Origin of the sequence: Pseudorhodoferax sp. LjRoot39 (genome assembly GCF_964253035.1) — a bacterium.
Classification (GTDB): Bacteria; Pseudomonadota; Gammaproteobacteria; order Burkholderiales; family Burkholderiaceae_C; genus Pseudorhodoferax.
In genome coordinates, this window is record NZ_CAXUQL020000001.1 from 5,176,373 (window position 1) to 5,193,591 (window position 17,219).

General features: G+C 68.9%; 20 protein-coding genes. 8 read left to right on the plus strand and 12 right to left on the minus strand.

Going from position 1 to position 17,219, the window contains the following annotated elements; genetic code table 11:
* Nucleotides 1–7 precede the first annotated feature (7 nt).
* The 9 genes from ACSQ4M_RS24090 to ACSQ4M_RS24130 all read right to left on the minus strand — a co-directional run bounded on the left by ACSQ4M_RS24090 (nucleotide 8) and on the right by ACSQ4M_RS24130 (nucleotide 6,597).
* A complete protein-coding gene (locus ACSQ4M_RS24090; RefSeq protein WP_436191934.1) occupies nucleotides 8–466 on the minus strand; it encodes an SRPBCC family protein in 459 nt (152 codons plus the stop codon).
* A 78-nt stretch (nucleotides 467–544) separates the two neighbouring features.
* Nucleotides 545–853: a hypothetical protein gene (locus tag ACSQ4M_RS24095; protein WP_436191935.1), complete on the minus strand. Its 309-nt coding sequence runs from the start codon at nucleotides 851–853 to the stop codon at nucleotides 545–547.
* Nucleotides 854–1,230: 377 nt separating this feature from the next.
* The gene (locus ACSQ4M_RS24100) at nucleotides 1,231–1,833 is read right to left on the minus strand and encodes a Maf family protein (RefSeq protein ID WP_436191936.1); all 603 of its coding nucleotides are present in this window, start codon (nucleotides 1,831–1,833) and stop codon (nucleotides 1,231–1,233) included.
* An 11-nt stretch (nucleotides 1,834–1,844) separates the two neighbouring features.
* Complete coding sequence (rlmH, locus tag ACSQ4M_RS24105; RefSeq protein ID WP_436191937.1) at nucleotides 1,845–2,324, minus strand: 23S rRNA (pseudouridine(1915)-N(3))-methyltransferase RlmH; 480 nt, start codon at nucleotides 2,322–2,324, stop codon at nucleotides 1,845–1,847.
* 18 nt (nucleotides 2,325–2,342) lie between these two features.
* Nucleotides 2,343–3,062: a ribosome silencing factor gene (gene rsfS, locus ACSQ4M_RS24110; RefSeq protein WP_436191938.1), complete on the minus strand. Its 720-nt coding sequence runs from the start codon at nucleotides 3,060–3,062 to the stop codon at nucleotides 2,343–2,345.
* Nucleotides 3,059–3,679: a nicotinate (nicotinamide) nucleotide adenylyltransferase gene (gene nadD, locus ACSQ4M_RS24115; protein ID WP_436191939.1), complete on the minus strand. Its 621-nt coding sequence runs from the start codon at nucleotides 3,677–3,679 to the stop codon at nucleotides 3,059–3,061. The genes rsfS and nadD overlap by 4 nt, the downstream gene beginning before the upstream one ends.
* On the minus strand, nucleotides 3,670–4,587 hold the full coding sequence (hemF, locus tag ACSQ4M_RS24120) for an oxygen-dependent coproporphyrinogen oxidase (RefSeq protein ID WP_436191940.1): 918 nt from the start codon (nucleotides 4,585–4,587) through the stop codon (nucleotides 3,670–3,672). The genes nadD and hemF overlap by 10 nt, the downstream gene beginning before the upstream one ends.
* On the minus strand, nucleotides 4,584–5,876 hold the full coding sequence (gene purD / locus ACSQ4M_RS24125; protein WP_436191941.1) for a phosphoribosylamine--glycine ligase: 1,293 nt from the start codon (nucleotides 5,874–5,876) through the stop codon (nucleotides 4,584–4,586). Before purD ends, hemF begins: the two co-directional genes overlap by 4 nt.
* A 1-nt stretch (nucleotide 5,877) precedes the next feature.
* Nucleotides 5,878–6,597: a YebC/PmpR family DNA-binding transcriptional regulator gene (locus ACSQ4M_RS24130; protein ID WP_436191942.1), complete on the minus strand. Its 720-nt coding sequence runs from the start codon at nucleotides 6,595–6,597 to the stop codon at nucleotides 5,878–5,880.
* A gap of 70 nt (nucleotides 6,598–6,667) precedes the next feature.
* Between ACSQ4M_RS24130 and ACSQ4M_RS24135 the strand changes: the two genes are divergently transcribed.
* The 8 genes from ACSQ4M_RS24135 to ACSQ4M_RS24170 all read left to right on the plus strand — a co-directional run bounded on the left by ACSQ4M_RS24135 (nucleotide 6,668) and on the right by ACSQ4M_RS24170 (nucleotide 15,134).
* The gene (locus ACSQ4M_RS24135; protein WP_436191943.1) at nucleotides 6,668–8,191 is read left to right on the plus strand and encodes a helicase HerA-like C-terminal domain-containing protein; all 1,524 of its coding nucleotides are present in this window, start codon (nucleotides 6,668–6,670) and stop codon (nucleotides 8,189–8,191) included.
* Between the two features lie 105 nt (nucleotides 8,192–8,296).
* Nucleotides 8,297–9,775, plus strand: a complete 1,479-nt coding sequence (locus tag ACSQ4M_RS24140; RefSeq protein ID WP_436191944.1) for an amidase — start codon at nucleotides 8,297–8,299, stop codon at nucleotides 9,773–9,775.
* A 25-nt stretch (nucleotides 9,776–9,800) separates the two neighbouring features.
* On the plus strand, nucleotides 9,801–10,322 hold the full coding sequence (locus tag ACSQ4M_RS24145; RefSeq protein WP_436191945.1) for a GNAT family N-acetyltransferase: 522 nt from the start codon (nucleotides 9,801–9,803) through the stop codon (nucleotides 10,320–10,322).
* A gap of 275 nt (nucleotides 10,323–10,597) precedes the next feature.
* Nucleotides 10,598–10,828 carry a hypothetical protein gene (locus ACSQ4M_RS24150; RefSeq protein ID WP_436191946.1) on the plus strand — a complete coding sequence of 77 codons (231 nt, stop codon included), beginning with the start codon at nucleotides 10,598–10,600 and terminating at the stop codon, nucleotides 10,826–10,828.
* Nucleotides 10,829–10,981: 153 nt separating this feature from the next.
* Complete coding sequence (locus ACSQ4M_RS24155) at nucleotides 10,982–12,277, plus strand: GTP cyclohydrolase II (protein ID WP_436191947.1); 1,296 nt, start codon at nucleotides 10,982–10,984, stop codon at nucleotides 12,275–12,277.
* 73 nt (nucleotides 12,278–12,350) lie between these two features.
* Nucleotides 12,351–13,628: a URC4/urg3 family protein gene (locus ACSQ4M_RS24160; RefSeq protein WP_436191948.1), complete on the plus strand. Its 1,278-nt coding sequence runs from the start codon at nucleotides 12,351–12,353 to the stop codon at nucleotides 13,626–13,628.
* 29 nt (nucleotides 13,629–13,657) lie between these two features.
* Nucleotides 13,658–14,287 (plus strand): uracil phosphoribosyltransferase, encoded by a 630-nt coding sequence (gene upp / locus ACSQ4M_RS24165; RefSeq protein WP_056903037.1) that lies wholly within the window; start codon nucleotides 13,658–13,660, stop codon nucleotides 14,285–14,287.
* Nucleotides 14,288–14,300: 13 nt separating this feature from the next.
* Nucleotides 14,301–15,134 carry an LOG family protein gene (locus ACSQ4M_RS24170; RefSeq protein WP_436191949.1) on the plus strand — a complete coding sequence of 278 codons (834 nt, stop codon included), beginning with the start codon at nucleotides 14,301–14,303 and terminating at the stop codon, nucleotides 15,132–15,134.
* Here the strand turns inward: ACSQ4M_RS24170 and ACSQ4M_RS24175 are convergent, their stop codons facing one another.
* Genes ACSQ4M_RS24175 through ACSQ4M_RS24185 form a run of 3 tightly spaced genes read right to left on the minus strand, consistent with a single transcriptional unit; the run spans nucleotide 15,135 to nucleotide 17,159 of the window.
* Nucleotides 15,135–16,133 (minus strand): GGDEF domain-containing protein, encoded by a 999-nt coding sequence (locus ACSQ4M_RS24175; RefSeq protein ID WP_436191950.1) that lies wholly within the window; start codon nucleotides 16,131–16,133, stop codon nucleotides 15,135–15,137.
* A gap of 37 nt (nucleotides 16,134–16,170) precedes the next feature.
* On the minus strand, nucleotides 16,171–16,782 hold the full coding sequence (locus tag ACSQ4M_RS24180) for a chemotaxis protein CheX (RefSeq protein WP_436191951.1): 612 nt from the start codon (nucleotides 16,780–16,782) through the stop codon (nucleotides 16,171–16,173).
* Complete coding sequence (locus ACSQ4M_RS24185) at nucleotides 16,779–17,159, minus strand: response regulator transcription factor (protein WP_436191952.1); 381 nt, start codon at nucleotides 17,157–17,159, stop codon at nucleotides 16,779–16,781. Before ACSQ4M_RS24185 ends, ACSQ4M_RS24180 begins: the two co-directional genes overlap by 4 nt.
* Between the last annotated feature and the right edge of the window lie 60 nt (nucleotides 17,160–17,219).

Here is a 17,219-nt window from a genome sequence, read left to right on the forward strand (position 1 = left end):
GTCTGCGTCATGCGCCGTCGGGGATCTCGGCTTCGACCAGCTGCGCCAGCAGCGTCAGCGACTCCTGCCAGCCCAGCATGCAGGCGGCGGCCGGGATCACGGCAGGAATGCCCTGCTGCTCCACATGCATCTCGGTGCCGACCACGGTCTGGGTCAGGCGCACCGTGACCTGCATCTCGCCGGGCAGGTTGGGATCGTCGAAGCGGTCGGTGTAGCGCAGCAGTTCGCCGGGCACCAGCTCCAGGTAGGTGCCGCCGAAACTGTGGCTGCTGCCGGTCGTGAAGTTCGTGAACGACATGCGGTGGCTGCCGCCCACGCGCGCGTCCATGGCGTGCACCTTGGCCGTGAAGCCGTGCGGCGGGAGCCACTTGACCATGGCCTCGGGGTCGACGAAAGCGCGGTAGACACGTTCGGGCGGCGCGCGCAGCACGCGGTGCAGGCGAACGGTGTGGGAGGAAGCGAACATGCGGTACTCCTGATCAAGCCGAGGACGACCCTCTGCACCCACGACGCATGGCGTGAGCCGGAATCGACAGCGGGTGGATCAGGACTTGGACTTGGCGGCCTTGGCCTGCTTGGCCATGTCCTCGGCCAGCAGGCGGCGCACTTCCAGCGCATCCAGCGCGTAGGGCAGCAGCGAGATCGCGTGCTCGGGCCGGGCCTTCTCGCCGAACACGGCCTGCGTGGCCGACCACATGAATTCCAGCGTCTCGGTGACTTCGCCCAGCGCGTCGCGCGTCATGTTGGGCAGCAGGGCCTCGACCTGTGCGGGCTTGGCCGCGGCCTTGCGCGCAGGGGCGGCGGCTTTGGCCTTGGCGGTGGTGGACTTGCGGGCAGGCTTGGCGGTGGTCACGGCGGCTCCTTGTTCTGGGTCGGTCTGGTGTGGCGCGAGTGTAGTCGCGCCCACGGCCTCCAAACGCACAAGCCCGGCGTGCGCGGCAGCCTGGTCGAGATCGCGGGCACGAAGGGGAGATCGGCCACCTGATCGGGGAGCACGGCGAGGGCACGGTGGACACCATGCGCCACACCAAGCAGGCGCTGGACACACTCAACGCCCTGAATTTCGGCAAGGTGCTGCGTGCGAGAGCCTGATCTTCCACAGCGCGCCGGCTGCCCAAAAACCAGGCAATCCTGTGGCAGGCCGCATGGATGCTGGCGTTGGTACAGCCCCTCCCATGCCTGTCCCCAACGATATCCACAGGCGGCCGGGACAAGTCCGGCGCGCGGCGCTCAGCAGTCGATGCCGGCCTGGCGCAGCAGTTGCGCGGTCTCGAACAGCGGCAGGCCCATGATGCCCGTGTAGCTGCCGCGCAGCGTGCGGATGAAGGTCTGCGCCCTGCCCTGCACCGCATAGGCGCCAGCCTTGCCGAGCGGCTCGCCGCTGGCCACGTAGGCCGCGATCTGGGCCGGCGTGAGCGCATCGAAACAAACCTCGGACACGCTCAGGGCCAGTAGGCGTTGAGCGCCGTGTTGCACGGCCACGGCCGTCAGCACGCGGTGCGTGTGGCCCGAGAGCGCGGCCAGCATGCGGGCGGCATCGGCTGCGTCTTCAGGCTTGCCGAGGATGGTGGAGCCCAGCGCCACCGTGGTGTCGGCGCAGAGCACGGGCGCGTCAAGCAGGCCGCGCGCGCGATGACGCGCCACGGCGGCATCGAGCTTCAAGCCCGTCACGCGCTGCACGTAGCGCGCCGGTGCCTCGCGGCCGCGCACGGCTTCGAGCGCCTCGGCGTCCTCGCCGGGTTCGGCCAGCAGCAGTGCATGGCGCACGCCGATCTGGTCGAGCAACTGGCGCCGACGCGGGCTCTGCGAGGCGAGGTAGACGAAATCGGGCATGCCGGGAGAGCCTACTCGCGGTGGTAGGGATGGTTGGCGTTGATGGACCAGGCGCGGTAGAGCTGCTCGATCAGCAGCACGCGCGCCATGGCGTGCGGCAGCGTCATGTCCGACAGGCGGATGCGCTCGTGCGCGCCCTGGCGGAAGGCTGGTTCCAGGCCGTCGGGGCCGCCGATCACGAGGGCCACGCCGTCGCCTTCGCGCTGCCAGGTCGTCAGCCGCGTGGCCAGGGCCTGCGTGGTCAGCGTGCTGCCGCGTTCGTCGAGCGCGACCACGCGCGCATTGCGGCCCACGGCCGAGGCGATGGCGGTCTCAATGCGCTCGCGCTCGGCGGCCTGCATCTGGGCCACGGTGCGCGAGCCGCGCGGCTCGGTCTTGACGGCGCGCAGCTCGACGCGCAGTTCGGCAGGAAAACGCTTGGCGTAGTCGTCGTAGGCCGTCTGTGCCCAGTCGGGCACGCGCAGGCCCACGGCCACGATGACGAGCTTCACGCGCGGATCAGCGGCAAATCAGGTGCGACGTGCAGCGGCCTTCTTGGCGGGCGCCGCCTTCTTCGCCACCGGCTTGCCCACGACCACGGTCTTGACCGGGGTCTTCACGGGTGCCTTCTTGGCCGCGGCCTTCTTGGCGGGCGCGGCGGTCTTGGCGGCCGGCGCCGCCTTCTTCGCCGGCGCCTTCTTGCGGGCCGGCGCCTCGATCACGGGGCGTTCGGGTGCGTACTCGGGCTCGGGCTTGCGGGCCTTCTTGGCGGCGGCCTTCTTGCCCGCGGGCGTCTTGGCCGCGGTCTTCGCGGTGACCTTCTTGGCCGGCGCCTTCTCGACCGCCTTGACCGGCGCGGCGGGCTTGGGCGCACCGAGCTTCAGGCGCACGGGCTTGTCGCCCCACAGCTCTTCCAGGTGGTAGTACTGGCGGATGCTGGGCTGCATGATGTGCACCACGGCCGGGCCGCAGTCCACGATGATCCACTCGCCGTTGTCCTCGCCCTCGATGCGCGGTTTACCGAAGCCGGCTTCGCGCACCGCATCGCGCACGCTGGCGGCCAGCGCGCGGGTCTGGCGGTTGGAGGTGCCCGAGGCGACGATCACGCGCTCGAACAGCGGGGACAGGTGCTCTGTGTTGAAGACCTGGATGTCCTGCGCCTTGACGTCTTCGAGGCCATCGATGATGGACCTCTGCAGCTTCTGGGTGTCTTTCTTGGCGGCGGATTCCGTGGAGGGGCCAGTGGTCATCGAGCGGTACGGTAGAGGTGGTGTTGGTCAATATAGCCTGCAACGGCGGGCGGAACCAGATGGGCAATGCCCTGGCCCGCCGCGACGCGCTGGCGTATTTCGGTGGCGCTGGTCGCCACCGGATGGGTGTGGAGGAAGTCGATTGTCGCGCCCGGCAACGCCAGGTCGGGCACCTGGCCTTGCGGCGCGGCGTCGTCCACACGGGCGGCGACGCACAGATTTGCCAGCTTCACGATCTCCTGCCACGCGTGCCAACTGGTCAATGCACGCGCCTGATCGGAGCCGATCAAGAGGTGCAGCCGGGCGCGAGGATAGCCGATTTGCAGTTCCCGCAGGCTGTCCACGGTATAGCTGGGGCCAGTGCGCTCGATTTCGCGCGCGTCCACGACCACGCCGGGGATGCCCTCGAAAGCCAGTTCGGCCATGACGAGGCGGTGCACCGCGTCGGTGGGCTGCCGGGGGCGGTGCCAGGGCTGGCCCGTGGGCAGCACGTGCAACCGGTCGAGCTGCCACTGGGCCATGGCAGCGCGCACCAGGTCCACATGGGTGTTGTGCGGTGGGTCGAAGGCGCCGCCGTAGACGCCGACGCGCAGCAGCGAAGCGTCGCTCAGATCCACGCGCGCGGCACCAGGAAGTGCGCGGTCAGCTGCGCCTCGGCCGAGCCGGGCTCGGGCTGGTGGCGGTAGGACCAGGCCGCCTGCGGCGGCATCGACAGCAAGATGGACTCGGTGCGCCCGCCCGACTGCAGGCCGAAGTGCGTGCCGCGGTCCCACACCAGGTTGAACTCCACGTAGCGGCCGCGCCGATACAGCTGGAAGGCGCGCTCGCGCTCGCCATAGGCCATGCCCTTGCGGCGCTCCAGGATGGGCAGGTAGGCGCCCAGGAAGGCCGCGCCCACGGCCTGGGTCATGGCCTGGCTGCGCGCCATGCCGAGCTCGGAGAAGTCGTCGAAGAACACGCCGCCGATGCCGCGTGCTTCCTGCCGGTGCTTCAAGAAGAAGTATTCGTCGCACCACTGCTTGAAGCGCGGGTACTTGTCGTCGCCATAGGGCGCCAGCGCATCGCGGCAGACCTGGTGGAAATGGCGCGCATCGTCTTCGAAGCCGTAGACGGGCGTGAGGTCCATGCCGCCACCGAACCAGCACACCGGCATCTCGCCCGGATGGCCGGCCGCGATCATGCGCACGTTCATGTGCACGGTGGGGGCGTAGGGGTTGCGCGGGTGGAACACCAGCGAGACGCCCATGGCCTCGAACGGCGCACCCGCCAGTTGCGGGCGGTGTTGCGTGGCCGAGGGCGGCAGCTTCGGGCCGCGCACATGCGAGAAGCCGCAGCCCGCACGTTCGAACACGGCACCGTTCTCCAGGATGCGCGTGACGCCCTCGCCCTGCAGCACCTCGTCGGGGGCCTTGGTCCAGGGGTCGGTCACGAACCGGCCGCCATCCACCGCTGCGACGGCGCTGCAGATTTCCTCCTGCAGGCCGCGCAGCCAGGCTGCGAACTGCACAGCGGCGCCGGCCGTCATTTCGCGGCGCGGTGGCCGATGTCGCGGCGGTACTGCATGCCGTCGAACTGGATGCCACGCACGACCTCGTAGGCGCGCTGCTGGGCCAGCTTGACCTTGTCGGCCAGCACGGTCACGCACAGGACGCGGCCGCCAGTCACGCGCACGGTGCCGTCGGCGTCGCGCTGGGTGCCGGCGTGGAACACCACGGCGTCCGGCTCGGCGGCCGGCAGGCCCGTGATCGCATCGCCCTTGCGCGGCGTCAGCGGGTAGCCGTGGGCGGCCAGCACCACGCCCAGCGCGATGCGGCGGTCCCACTCGAGCTCGACCTGGTCGAGCTTGCCATGCGGGCCGGGTTCGGTTGCGGCCCAGAACACCTCGAACAGGTCGGACTTCAGGCGCATCAGCAACGGCTGGGTCTCGGGGTCGCCCAGGCGGCAGTTGAACTCCAGCGTCTTGGGACGGCCCTGGGCATCGATCATGAGGCCGGCATACAGGAAGCCGGTGTAGGCGATGCCGTCCTTCTCCATGCCGCGGATGGTCGGCAGGATGATCTCGCGCATGGCGCGGGCATGCACGTCGGCCGTGACCACGGGCGCGGGCGAATAGGCGCCCATGCCACCCGTGTTCGGGCCCTGGTCGCCGTCCTGCAGGCGCTTGTGGTCCTGGCTGGTGGCCATGGCGGTCACGTTCTTGCCATCGCACAGCACGATGAAGCTGGCTTCCTCGCCCGCGAGGAACTCCTCGATCACCACGCGTGCGCCGCCTGCGTTGTGCGCCACGCCCAGCGTGTTGTCGACCAGCATGAAGTCGATGGCCTCATGGGCCTCGGCCAGCGTGGTGGCCACGACCACGCCCTTGCCGGCCGCCAGGCCGTCGGCCTTGATGACGATGGGCGCGCCCTTGGCGTCCACATAGGCATGGGCCTCCTTCGGGTCGCTGAAGGTCTGGTACTCGGCCGTCGGAATGCCGTGGCGCTGCATGAAGGCCTTGGAGAAGGCCTTGGAGCTTTCCAGCTGGGCCGCGGCCTTGGTCGGGCCGAAGATGCGCTGGCCATGGGCGCGGAACTCGTCCACCACGCCGGCAGCCAGCGGCCCCTCGGGGCCGACCACGCTCAGTGCGATCTGCTCCTTCTGCGCCCATTCGCGCAGCGCCACCACGTCGGTGATGGGCACGTTGACGAGCCGCTCGTCCAGCGCCGTGCCGCCGTTGCCGGGCGCCACGTAGACACGCGTGACGCGGGACGACTGCGCCAGCTTCCAGGCCAGCGCGTGCTCGCGTCCGCCGCCGCCGATTACCAATACCTTCATCTCAGAGCGCCCCGTTGTGGTACACGTTCTGCACGTCGTCCAGGTCTTCCAGGACGTCCAGCAGCTTTTGCATGCGTTCGGCATCTTCGCCGGTCAGCTCGATGGTGTTCTCGGCCCGCATGGTCACTTCGGCCAGCTCGGGCTGGAAGCCAGCGGCCTCCAGCGCATTCTTGACCTTCTCGAATTCCGGGTACGGCGTCAGCACCTCGATGGCGCCATCGTCGTCGGTCAGCACGTCGTCGGCGCCGGCTTCCAGAGCCACTTCCATGACCTTGTCCTCGTCGGCGCCGGGCGCCAGCACGATCTGGCCGCAGTGCCTGAACTGGAAGGCCACCGAGCCGTTGGTGCCCATGTTGCCACCGTACTTGCTGAAGGCGTGGCGCACCTCGGCCACGGTGCGCACGTGGTTGTCGGTCATGGTGTCGACGATGATGGCCGCGCCCGCGATGCCATAGCCCTCGTAGCGGATCTCCTCGTAGTGCACGCCTTCGGCATTGCCGGTGGCCTTGTCGATGTTGTACTTGACACGGTCGGCCGGCATGTTGGCCGCCTTGGCCTTGTCCACGGCCAGCCGCAGCCGCGGGTTGGCCGACAGATCGCCGCCACCCTGGCGGGCCGCGACCGTGATCTCACGGATGATGCGCGTCCAGATCTTGCCCCGCTTTTCGTCCTGCCTGCCCTTGCGGTGCTGGATGTTCGCCCATTTGCTGTGTCCGGCCACGAAGAATCCTTCTATCGGTCTGATTTAATCTCGGGCGCGGATTTTACTTTTCGATTGAAGGATGGACGCCATGGCCGAGCCGCTCGTGATCGCCAAGAACAGCAATACCCAGTGCGAACTGCTGCCGGGCCTGGCCAACCGGCACGGCCTGATCACCGGCGCCACCGGCACCGGCAAGACGGTTTCGCTGCAGACGCTGGCCGAGAATTTCTCGAAGATCGGCGTGCCGGTGTTCATGGCCGACGTCAAGGGTGACCTGACCGGCATCAGCCAGCCCGGCACGCCCAACGCCAAGATGGCGGCCATCCTGTCCGAGCGCGGCATCGCGGCGCCGACGCCCATGGCCTGCCCCGTGCAACTGTGGGACGTGTTCGGCGCGCAAGGCCACCCGGTGCGCGCCACCGTCTCCGACATGGGGCCGCTGTTGCTGGCGCGCATGCTCAACCTCAACGACACCCAGGCCGGCGTGCTGAACCTGGTGTTCAAGATCGCCGACGACGCCGGCATGCTGCTGCTGGATCTGAAAGACCTGCGTGCCATGCTGCAGCACGTGGGCGAGAACGCCAAGACCTTCACCACCGAGTACGGCAACATCAGCGCCGCCAGCGTGGGCGCCATCCAGCGCGGCCTATTGCAGATCGAGGGCCAGGGCGGCGACCAGTTCTTCGGCGAGCCCATGCTGGACATCGCCGACTTCATGCAGACCGATGGCAACGGCCACGGCATGGTCAACGTGCTGGCGGCCGACAAGCTCATGAATTCGCCGCGGCTGTACGCCACCTTTTTGCTGTGGCTGCTGTCCGAGCTGTTCGAGCAACTGCCCGAGATCGGCGACCCCGACAAGCCCAAGCTGGTGTTCTTCTTCGACGAGGCCCACCTGCTGTTCAACGAGGCGCCCAAGGTGCTCATCGAGCGCATCGAGCTCGTGGTGCGGCTGGTGCGCTCCAAGGGCGTGGGCGTGTACTTCGTGACGCAGAACCCGCTGGACATTCCCGACACCGTGCTGGCGCAGCTGGGCAACCGCGTGCAGCACGCGCTGCGCGCCTTCACGCCGCGCGACCAGAAGGCCGTCAAGGCGACAGCCTCCACCATGCGGCAAAAGCCCGGACTGGACATCGAGGCCGCGATCACCGAACTGGCCGTGGGCGAGGCCCTGGTCAGCCTGCTCGACGCCAAGGGCCGCCCCGGCATCACCGAGCGCGCCTACATGCTGCCACCGGGCAGCCAGGTCGGGCCGATCACGCCGCAGCAGCGCCAGGCGCTGACCGCCGGCTCGCTGGTGGCCGGCGTCTACGAGAAGGTGGTCGACCGCGAGTCGGCCTACGAGAAGCTCAAGGGCCGAGCCGAGGATTCCGCAGCCGGTGCCGCGGACGCCAAGGCCACGGCCGGTGCGCGCCAGGACAGCGGCGGCAACAGCACCATGATGGACGGCTTGAACGACCTGCTGTTCGGCTCGACCGGCCCGCGCGGCGGCAAGCGCGACGGCCTGGTGCAGACCATGGCCAAGTCCACCATGCGCACCATGGGCACCAAGATCGGCAACGAGATCCTGCGCGGCGTGCTGGGCGGGATCTTCGGCGGCCGCAAGCGCTGAACGACGCCCTGCACCGCGCGCTTCGCGCCCCCCTTTTTCCATTCCCGATCAACACCCTATGGATTGCCCGATGCCCCGCCACGCCCCCGGTCTGGAGATGTCCGCATGACGCTCGCGATGTCCTGGGACGAATGGACCGCGCACGATGGCACGGCCCTGGCCGCGCGCGTGCGCGCCGGCGAACTGACGCCGGCCGAACTCGCGGCCCAGGCCGCGGCCGGCATCGCGTTGACCAATGGCCCGACCAGCGCCGTGGTCGAGGTCTTCGACGACGTCGTCGCCGATCCGCTCAAGGACGGCATGAACCCCGACGGCGTCTTCGCCGGCCTGCCCTACCTCATGAAGGACCTGGGGCCCACGCTCAAGGGCCGGCTGCAGGAGATGGGCTCGCAGCTCATGCAGGGCAACCGCGCCAGCGCCGACAGCTTCCTGGCCGGCAAGCTGCGCCAGGCCGGGCTCAACATCATCGGCCGCACGACCACGCCCGAGTTCGGCGTCTGCAGCTCGGTCGAGAACGCACTCTTCGTCACGCGCAACCCCTGGGACCTGGACTACACGACCTGCGGCTCCTCGGCCGGCTCGGCCGCCATGGTGGCGGCCGGTGTGGTGCCGATCGCCCATGCGACCGATGGCGGTGGCTCCATCCGCATCCCGGCCGGTGTCAACGGGGCGATTGGCCTGAAGTGCTCGCGCGGCGTGTTCTCGATCGCACCGAATCTCTCGGACCTGTCAGGCCTGGTCTCCACGCAAGGCGCCATCAGCCGCACGGTGCGCGACATGGCCAGCTTCGTGGACCACTGCCGCGGCGGCGCGCCGGGTGAGTTCATGCCCTACTGGAGCGCGCCCGAACCCTATGCCGATCTCATCCAGCGCGACCCGGGCCGGCTGCGCATCGCGCTCGTGCACCAGTGGGGCGACTTCGCGGCCACCCCGCACATCGCGGCCGAACTGGAGCGCATGGGCCGCTTCCTCGAAGGCCTGGGCCACGAGGTCGCATGGGCCCAACCGGCCGTGGACATCCGCGCCGCCTTCCAGGCCCAGACCTTCTGCTACATCAGCAACTTCGCACAGACCATCGAGACCCTGCTGCGCACGCTGAGTCTGGACCGCCCGCCGGCCGACAAGATCGAGCCCATCAACATCAAGATCTGGGAAGCCGGCCGCGACGCAAGCTTTGCCCAGCGCTTTGCGATGCAGGCCGCGTTCAACAGCACGGCGCGCGGCTTCGGCGCCTTCTTCGAGGACTGGGACATCCTGCTGTCGCCTGTCACCGCGCTGCCGACGCCGCGCGTGGGCACGACCGAGTACCTGACCACCAGCGACAACCCCTCGGTGCACGACTGGTTCGAGAACCTGTGGCGCAACTTCGCCTACACGCCGATCGCCAACCTGTGCGGCATCCCCGGCATCTCGCTGCCGCTGGCCTGGAACGAGCATGGCCTGCCGCTGGGCATGCACGCGCAGACGCGCCAAGCCGGCGACGGCCTGCTGCTGCAGCTGGCAGCGCAGATCGAGCGCGCGATCGGTGGGCGCTGGAACGATGGGCGCAGGCCGGGCGTGCACGTGACGGCCGGCTCGGCTTGAGTTATTGCCCGTTTGCGCCCAAGGCATGGGCTTTTCTCTGCACCCCTTCTCCGATGTGCCGACAGAGCACTGGATGACTCTGCTGAATCATCCAGACGTCGTCCGCCATATGCCCCTGGCAGACGGCAGTTGGAATGAGGAGGCCGTTGCAGCGTGGATTCGAGGGAAGGATTCTCAATGGATCGAAAATGGCTACGGGCCGCTGGCAATCCGGATCGATCACGACTTTGCAGGCTGGGGCGGCTTTCAACAGGAAGATGGAGAGGCCGATTTCGCCTTGGTCCTTTTTCCAGGGTATTGGGGACGAGGTGGCCAGATCTTCCACCACTTCATGGGTCACCGAATGGAGCTCGGCATCGAGACTGTCAGCATCTTGCTGCCGCCCAGTCGGCTGCGGACCAGGGGTCTGCGCAGGCTAGGATTTGAATACGTTGGAGATGTGGACCACGGAGGGCAGCGGTTTCTCAAGTTCCAGACCACTGGACAGAGGCTGAAGACCGTCTCCGCCGGGCTCTCGGGACCCATCCCACCCAGGGCCGGACAGTAGACCCTCACGCCGCCAGCAGCAGACCATCCCGATCGTCCTCAGATCCGTGGCAGGCCTCCCAGGCGGCCGAACTTGGTGAGCACCGGGCCAATCCCCAAGGCGCCGCCGGCTAGCAGGTTTTCAGCGCAGGCTTTGTTGCATCTGTCATCTGGCCGCGCGCGCGGGCTGTCCCTGCGCGCGCGGCCAGCCGCGTTGTGGTTCCAAGCCGGGCACCTGCCCAGCCCACTCGACCGACTCGGAGTTGCCACGAGTCTTGCCCACCGAAAGACCGCACCATGACCCGCACCCAGACCCTGATCGCCGCCGCCGCCCTGGCACTGGCCGCTTCGGCCAGCTTCGCCCAGGCCCCTGCCGCAGCGCCGGCCACGCCGGCCGCAGCCGCTGCGCCTGCCGATGCAGCACCTGCAGCCACCAAGGCCATGCCGGCCAAGAAGACCGTGGCCAAGAAGAAGAGCCACAAGACCAGCCACGCGGGCAAGAAGACCGCAGCCGCGCACAAGGCCTGATGTCGACCCCGCTGTGGCGCGGATGCACACCGCGCCACAGCATCACGTGCATCAACGTCCGGCGAGTCGCTATGCTTGGCAGACACCACCATCCGGTGGGCCAGCAGGCCGGCTGCGTTTCTCCGCGCAGCCGGTCCCTTTCGAGGATCGACCATGTCTGCAGAAGCCGGCGCTGCCACCCCCACACCCTCCCCTGCGGCCGGACCCAAGCCGGCTGCGGGCCACATCCGGCTGACCTCGCATAGCGGCGGCTTCGGCGCCCTGCCGATCCGCTGGGACGCCGCCACAGCGGCCGAGCGCGGCCCCGTGGTCGGCACCACCTCCAAGCGCGCCCACCGCAACGTGATCGGCACGCACAGCGGCTCCTACAGCGTCTACCGCGCGCTGGCCGTCGCGGCCGGTGCGCTGTCGCGCCAGCACAAGGCCGACCTCACCAACACCATGCCGACCGACCTGATCGGGCCCTATCCGCAGTGGAGCGAGCCCGGCAAGATCGTGAGCCTGGACCCCTGGGGAGCCTCGGTGGCCGACGTGTTCTCGACCGAGCTGGCGGCCGGCTACGACATCCGGCCGACCATCGCCGTGACCAAGGCCCATGTGATCCTTCCCGAGGTGCTGGAAGCCTTGCAGAAGGGCCGCCTGAAGGCCGACGGCAAGTTCCTGACCGCGGGCGGCGCGGCCATGGTGACCAAGGCCGCGGTCGAGCCGGTCTGGTACCTGCCCGGTGTCGCCCGGCGCTTCGGCTGCTCGGAGACCGACCTGCGCCGCGTGCTGTTCGAGGAGACCGGCGGCATGTACCCCGAGCTCGTGACGCGCTCGGACCTCGAGGTGTTCCTGCCCCCCATCGGCGGCCAGACCGTCTACATCTTCGGCGACCCGCGCGACCTGGCCGATCCCGCCGTGGAGCTGACCGCGCGCGTGCACGACGAGTGCAATGGTTCGGACGTGTTCGGCTCGGACATCTGCACCTGCCGACCCTACCTCACGCACGCCATCGAGGAATGCATCCAGGGCGCCCAGCGCGGCGGCGTGGGCCTGGTGTCGTACTCGCGCAAGGAGGGCCGGGCCCTCGGCGAGGTCACCAAGTTCCTGGTCTACAACGCGCGCAAGCGCCAGGTCGGCGGCGACACGGCCGACCAGTATTTCGCACGCACCGAGTGCGTGGCCGGCGTGCAGGACATGCGCTTCCAGGAGCTCATGCCCGACGTGCTGCACTGGCTGGGCATCCAAAAGATCCACCGCCTGGTCTCGATGAGCAACATGAAGTACGACGCGATCACGGGCTCGGGCATCGAGGTCGGCGTGCGCGTGAACATTCCGGACGAACTCATCCCGGCCGACGCGCGCGTGGAGATGGACGCCAAGATGGCGGCCGGCTACTTCACGCCGGGCGTGGTGCCCGATGCGGAAGAACTCAAGAAGGCCAAGGGCCGGGGGCTGGACGCATGAGCGCCGCGCCGGGCCGCCCCAAGCAAGCTCGCTCCCGCCTGGCGGGACAGGCCGAAGGCCGAAGGGTGCACAAATGACATTCGACGGCACCTCCCTGGAACTGGACACCGGCCGCCCCGAAGGTGCGGCCACGGCGCTGCGCACCACACTGGCGGTGCGCGCCCGCGCACGCCAGCTGCTCGAGCGTGCGCGCGTCGGCGCTTCGCGCTGGTTCGTGGTGCACGACGACGCACTGCAGACCACGGCGGCCGACGTGGCCGCGCTGACGCGCCAGCGCTACCCCGACCTCAAGATCCCGTTCCACAGCCGCTGGCGCCACTTCGAGGCCGGCGGTGTGGACCGCAAGGCCGAGCTCGACGCCCGGCTCGCGCCGCTGGACCCGCCGGCGCGTGCACGCGCCATGATCGACCTGGCGCTGGTCAGCGTGCTGCTGGACGCTGGCGCCGGCCCTGACTGGAGCTACCTGGAAACCGCCAGCGGCCAGCGATTCGCGCGCTCCGAAGGTCTGGGCGTGGCCAGCTGGCATGCCTTCCTGGGCGGGCTGTTCTCCAGCGACCCCGCGCATCCACTGCAGGTCGACGCGGCCGGCCTGCGCGGCCTCGTGCCTGAGCGGCTCGCGCAAGCCTTCCAGGTCAGCGCCTCCAATCCACTCGTGGGGTTGGAGGGCCGCGTGCTGCTGCTGCGCAAGCTGGGCGAGGCGCTCGCCGCCCAGCCCGAGGTGTTCGGCCCGCAGGGCCGGCCTGGCGGGCTGTTCGACATGCTGATCGCGCCGCTGGGCCCGACCGGCATCGCGCCCACCGCCACCGTGGCGGCGCACGACATCCTGTCGCAGCTGCTGATGTCGCTCTCGGGCATCTGGCCCGCGCAGAACACCATAGCCACCCAGCCGCTGGGCGACTGCTGGCGCCACGAGGCCGTGACCGGGCCCGGTCTCACCGCGGGCTGGATGCCGTTCCACAAGCTCTCGCAGTGGCTGACCTACTCGCTGCTCGAACCGTTCCAGTGGGCCGGCGTGCACGTGGACGGCATCGCCGCGCTGACCGGCCTGCCCGAGTACCGCAACGGCGGCCTGCTGCTCGATGCGGGGGTGCTGGCGTTGCGCGATCCGGCGCTGGCCCAGCGCAGCTGGCAGCCCGGCGACGAACCCGTGGTGGAATGGCGGGCCCTGACCGTCGCGCTGCTCGACGAGCTGGCGCCCATCGTGCGCGCCCAGCTCGGCGTGAGCGCCGCGCAGATGCCGCTGGCCTGCGTGCTGGAAGGAGGCACCTGGGCCATGGGCCGCGTGCTGGCCCAGCGCTTGCGTGGGGGCTTGCCGCCGCTGCAGATCGCCAGCGATGGCACCGTGTTCTAGTCCGACCTCAAACCAATAAAGAAGCCGCCATGTCCAATGTCCATTTGATCGACCACCCCCTGGTGCAGCACAAGCTCACGCTGATGCGCCGCAAGGACGCCAGCACCAACACCTTCCGCCGGCTGCTCAACGAGCTGTCCAGCCTGATGGCCTACGAGGTCACGCGCGACATGGCCATGCAGGAGATCGAGATCGAGACGCCGCTGGAGACCATGCGCTCCAACGTCATCGACGGCAAGAAGCTGGTGTTCGTGTCCATCCTGCGCGCCGGCAACGGCATCCTGGAAGGCATGCTCAACATCGTGCCGGGCGCGCGCGTGGGCCATGTGGGCCTGTACCGCGACCCCAAGACGCTGGTGGCCGTGGAGTACTACTTCAAGATGCCGCACGACATGCACGAGCGCGACATCATCGTCGTCGACCCCATGCTGGCCACCGGAAATTCGGCCAGCGCTGCGGTCGAGCGACTCAAGGAGCTCAACCCCAAGTCGATCAAGTTCGTCTGCCTGCTGACCTGCCCCGAGGGCATCGCCACCATGCAGAAGGAGCACCCCGACGTGCCGATCTACACCGCGGCCATCGACCGGCAGCTCAACGAGCACGGCTACATCCTGCCGGGGCTGGGCGATGCGGGCGACCGCATCTTCGGCACCAAGTAACCGGGGCACCGCGATGCGCGCCGCCTGCCTGCCCCTCGTCGCCGGGCTGGTCCTGTTGCAGGGCTGCGCCACGCCCCCTGCCCCCACGGCCTGTACCAGCGTGGCGCCCAACGCGAGCTACACCGGCCCTTACAAGGGCGAGGAGAACCGGCTTTCGGCGGCAGACATGGCGCACGACCTGCACTGCGCCCAAGCCTTCAAGGCTGGCAAGTACCCGCGCGGCTTCGTCGTGGTCTACGGCAGCTCGCGCCTGGGCGAAGACAAGGCCGGCGCGCCGTCGACCGACAGCGGGCGCCTGTACCAGGGCGTGCGCCGCTTCGCCGCCGACTGGACGCGCGCACACGGGGCCAGCTTCCCCATCCTGACCGGCGCCGGCCCCGGCATGATGGAGGCGGCCGCGCGCGGCGCCACCGAGGCCGGCGGACCCAGCATCGGCTACACCACCTACTACGGCCCGGCGCGCGAGAAAGCCGATGCGCGGCTCGCGTTCCAGACCTGGCAGGGCCAGCCCATCGTCAGCGACGGCCTGGTGTTCACCAGTGTGGCCATGCGCGAATCCATGATGGTGCTGCATGCCGCGGCCGTGGTCGTGACACCCGGCGGTACCGGCACCGAGTGGGAGATCTACCAGACCGTGGAATCGATCAAGAGCCGCCAGCTCGACCCGGTGCCGATCTACCTGGTCGGTCAGCGCGCGGTGTACTGGAAGGGCTTCGAGCAACGCGTGCAGGAGATGGCGCGGCTGGGCACCATCCGCGCGGGCGAAGTGACCGACCTGGTCCGCTTCGTCGAGGATCCGCAGACCCTGCCCGAAGCGCTCGCGCGCGACATGCGGCTCACGCGCTGATCAGCGCTGCGTCACTGGGAAGATGTCCAGCGGCGTGGCGCTGCTGATGGTCCAGCGCACCTGGTTGCGCCCACTGCGCTTGGCCACATAGAGCGCCCGATCGGCCAGCTCCAGCAACTCGTGCGCGCCCGGGTAGCCGTCGCGCGGGTCGTGGCAGGCCACGCCCAGGCTCACCGTCACGCAAGGCGCCACGCTGGAGGCCTGGTGCGGGATCGCCAGCGCCTCCACCGCAGCGCGGATCTTCTCGGCCACCATCTGCGCACCGATCTTGTCGGACGCCGGCAGCACGGCAGCGAACTCCTCGCCGCCGTAGCGGGCCAGCACGTCGGTGGCGCGGTTGATCTGCTCGCGCGCGGCGTGGGCGATGGCCACCAGCACGCGGTCGCCGGCCGGATGGCCGTAGGTGTCGTTGTAGGCCTTGAAGCTGTCCACGTCGAACATCACCAGCGCCACCGGGATCTGGCTGCGCTGCGCGCGCTCGAGCTCGGCACGCAGCTTGTCGTCCAGGTACTTGCGGTTGTAGATGCCGGTCAGACCGTCGACCACGGCCTCGCGCGAGAGCCGGTCCGAGCGCAGCTGCAGCACGCGCTCGCGCGTGGCCAGTGTGCTGGTGTCGGTGACCTGCAGCAGGCACAGGTGGCCGGCGCCGGGCTGCGCCACCGGTGTGATCGTCACCGACTGCGGCAGACGCTGGTCGCCGTGGCGGTGCTCGGGCCGCGCATAGAGCGGCAGCGGCGCGTGGTGCAGCACGTTGGACAGCACGATAGGCAGCCGATGCCGCAAGGCATTGCCCAGCGCCTTGCGGAACGGTGCCGACAAGGCCTCGGGAAACACCTCCTCCAGCGTGTGGCCCTGGGCGTCGGCCAGGGCGATGCCAGCGTGGCGGCTGATCCAGGCGTTCCAGTGCAGCACGCGGCCCTTGCCGTCGAGCAGCACCAGGCCCAGCGCCAATGCGTCGGACAGCATGGGCCAGTTGACCTTCAGGCGCGGGGCAGTCATCGGTGCGGTGGAAAGGCCGAAGCCGCGTACCCGTCGTTCAAATGCGGGCCAGGAACCTGTCGACGGCCGCGATCAGCTCGTGGAACGACGCCGAACTCAGCAGGAACACGAGTGCGCCATGCGTTTCGCGCTTCTCGATGGTGAGATCGATGTGCAGCACCAGCACCACGGGCTGCTGCATGTCCGAGGTGAGCTCGTGCAGCACCGTCTCGGTGCTGTTCACGAGGTACTGCGGCAGCGTGCTGGTCATCTCCACGCCCAGCATCTCCGAGATCGCGGCCATGCAGGCGTTCAGGATGATGTTGCCGAGCTCGCACATCGCTTCCTGCTCGAACTCGGGCAGGTCGTCGACGCTGACCTGCGAGCCGAGCATCTCGTGCACGATCTCCAGCGCCTTGTCCTCGGTGAACAGCAGCGAGGCATTGACCGAGAAAGCGCCGCTGAAATCCTGGCGCACCGCGCCCAGGCGCTCGCTGCGCAGCAAGGCGAGGCTGGAGCCAAGCTCGTCGCGGCGGCAGAACGCGATGCGCGGGATCGAGAGCAGCACTTCGTCGCCGACGATCTCCGACAGGCTGGCCGCTGCATGCCCTGCGCCGACATTGAACATCTCGGCCAGCGCGTCGGTCTGCAGCTCGCTGAGCGTGATCACGCGGCCTCGTCGAAGAAGGCCAGGGCCTGCTGCACGCTGCGCTCGCTGACCGGCTTGGGCACGAAGCAGGCGCCCATGGCGGCGGCCCTCGCCTGATGCGTTGCCTGCACGTTGGCGGAGAACACCACCATGCGCACCTGCGGATAGGCCTGCAGGATGCGTTCGGCTACATCTGTGCCGATGGTGCCGGGCATGTTGATGTCCATGGTCACATAGTCGGGCACGCCGTGCGCCAGCCGGGCCAGCGCCTCGTCGCCGCTCTCGCATTCCTGCAACGTCCAGTGCGGCTTGCGGGCTGCCACCAGGGTGCGAATCATCATGCGTGAAACACGGCTGTCGTCGACGATCAGAAGGGTCTTGGGAGGCGCGCTGGACATGGGGCCAATGGTGCGTGGGCGGTGGGGCCCACACAATAGTCGAATACGTGGAGCAAATTC

Coding starts and splice junctions, on each gene's coding strand:
- ACSQ4M_RS24150 (WP_436191946.1), top strand. CDS start 10,598: ATGACCCGCACCCAGACCCTGATCGCCGCCGCCGCCCTGGCACTGGCC.
- ACSQ4M_RS24090 (WP_436191934.1), bottom strand. CDS start 466: ATGTTCGCTTCCTCCCACACCGTTCGCCTGCACCGCGTGCTGCGCGCG.
- hemF (WP_436191940.1), bottom strand. CDS start 4,587: ATGACGGCCGGCGCCGCTGTGCAGTTCGCAGCCTGGCTGCGCGGCCTG.
- ACSQ4M_RS24135 (WP_436191943.1), top strand. CDS start 6,668: ATGGCCGAGCCGCTCGTGATCGCCAAGAACAGCAATACCCAGTGCGAA.
- ACSQ4M_RS24155 (WP_436191947.1), top strand. CDS start 10,982: ATGTCTGCAGAAGCCGGCGCTGCCACCCCCACACCCTCCCCTGCGGCC.
- ACSQ4M_RS24145 (WP_436191945.1), top strand. CDS start 9,801: ATGGGCTTTTCTCTGCACCCCTTCTCCGATGTGCCGACAGAGCACTGG.
- ACSQ4M_RS24140 (WP_436191944.1), top strand. CDS start 8,297: ATGACGCTCGCGATGTCCTGGGACGAATGGACCGCGCACGATGGCACG.
- ACSQ4M_RS24185 (WP_436191952.1), bottom strand. CDS start 17,159: ATGTCCAGCGCGCCTCCCAAGACCCTTCTGATCGTCGACGACAGCCGT.
- upp (WP_056903037.1), top strand. CDS start 13,658: ATGTCCAATGTCCATTTGATCGACCACCCCCTGGTGCAGCACAAGCTC.
- ACSQ4M_RS24170 (WP_436191949.1), top strand. CDS start 14,301: ATGCGCGCCGCCTGCCTGCCCCTCGTCGCCGGGCTGGTCCTGTTGCAG.
- purD (WP_436191941.1), bottom strand. CDS start 5,876: ATGAAGGTATTGGTAATCGGCGGCGGCGGACGCGAGCACGCGCTGGCC.
- rsfS (WP_436191938.1), bottom strand. CDS start 3,062: ATGACCACTGGCCCCTCCACGGAATCCGCCGCCAAGAAAGACACCCAG.
- ACSQ4M_RS24160 (WP_436191948.1), top strand. CDS start 12,351: ATGACATTCGACGGCACCTCCCTGGAACTGGACACCGGCCGCCCCGAA.
- ACSQ4M_RS24100 (WP_436191936.1), bottom strand. CDS start 1,833: ATGCCCGATTTCGTCTACCTCGCCTCGCAGAGCCCGCGTCGGCGCCAG.
- ACSQ4M_RS24175 (WP_436191950.1), bottom strand. CDS start 16,133: ATGACTGCCCCGCGCCTGAAGGTCAACTGGCCCATGCTGTCCGACGCA.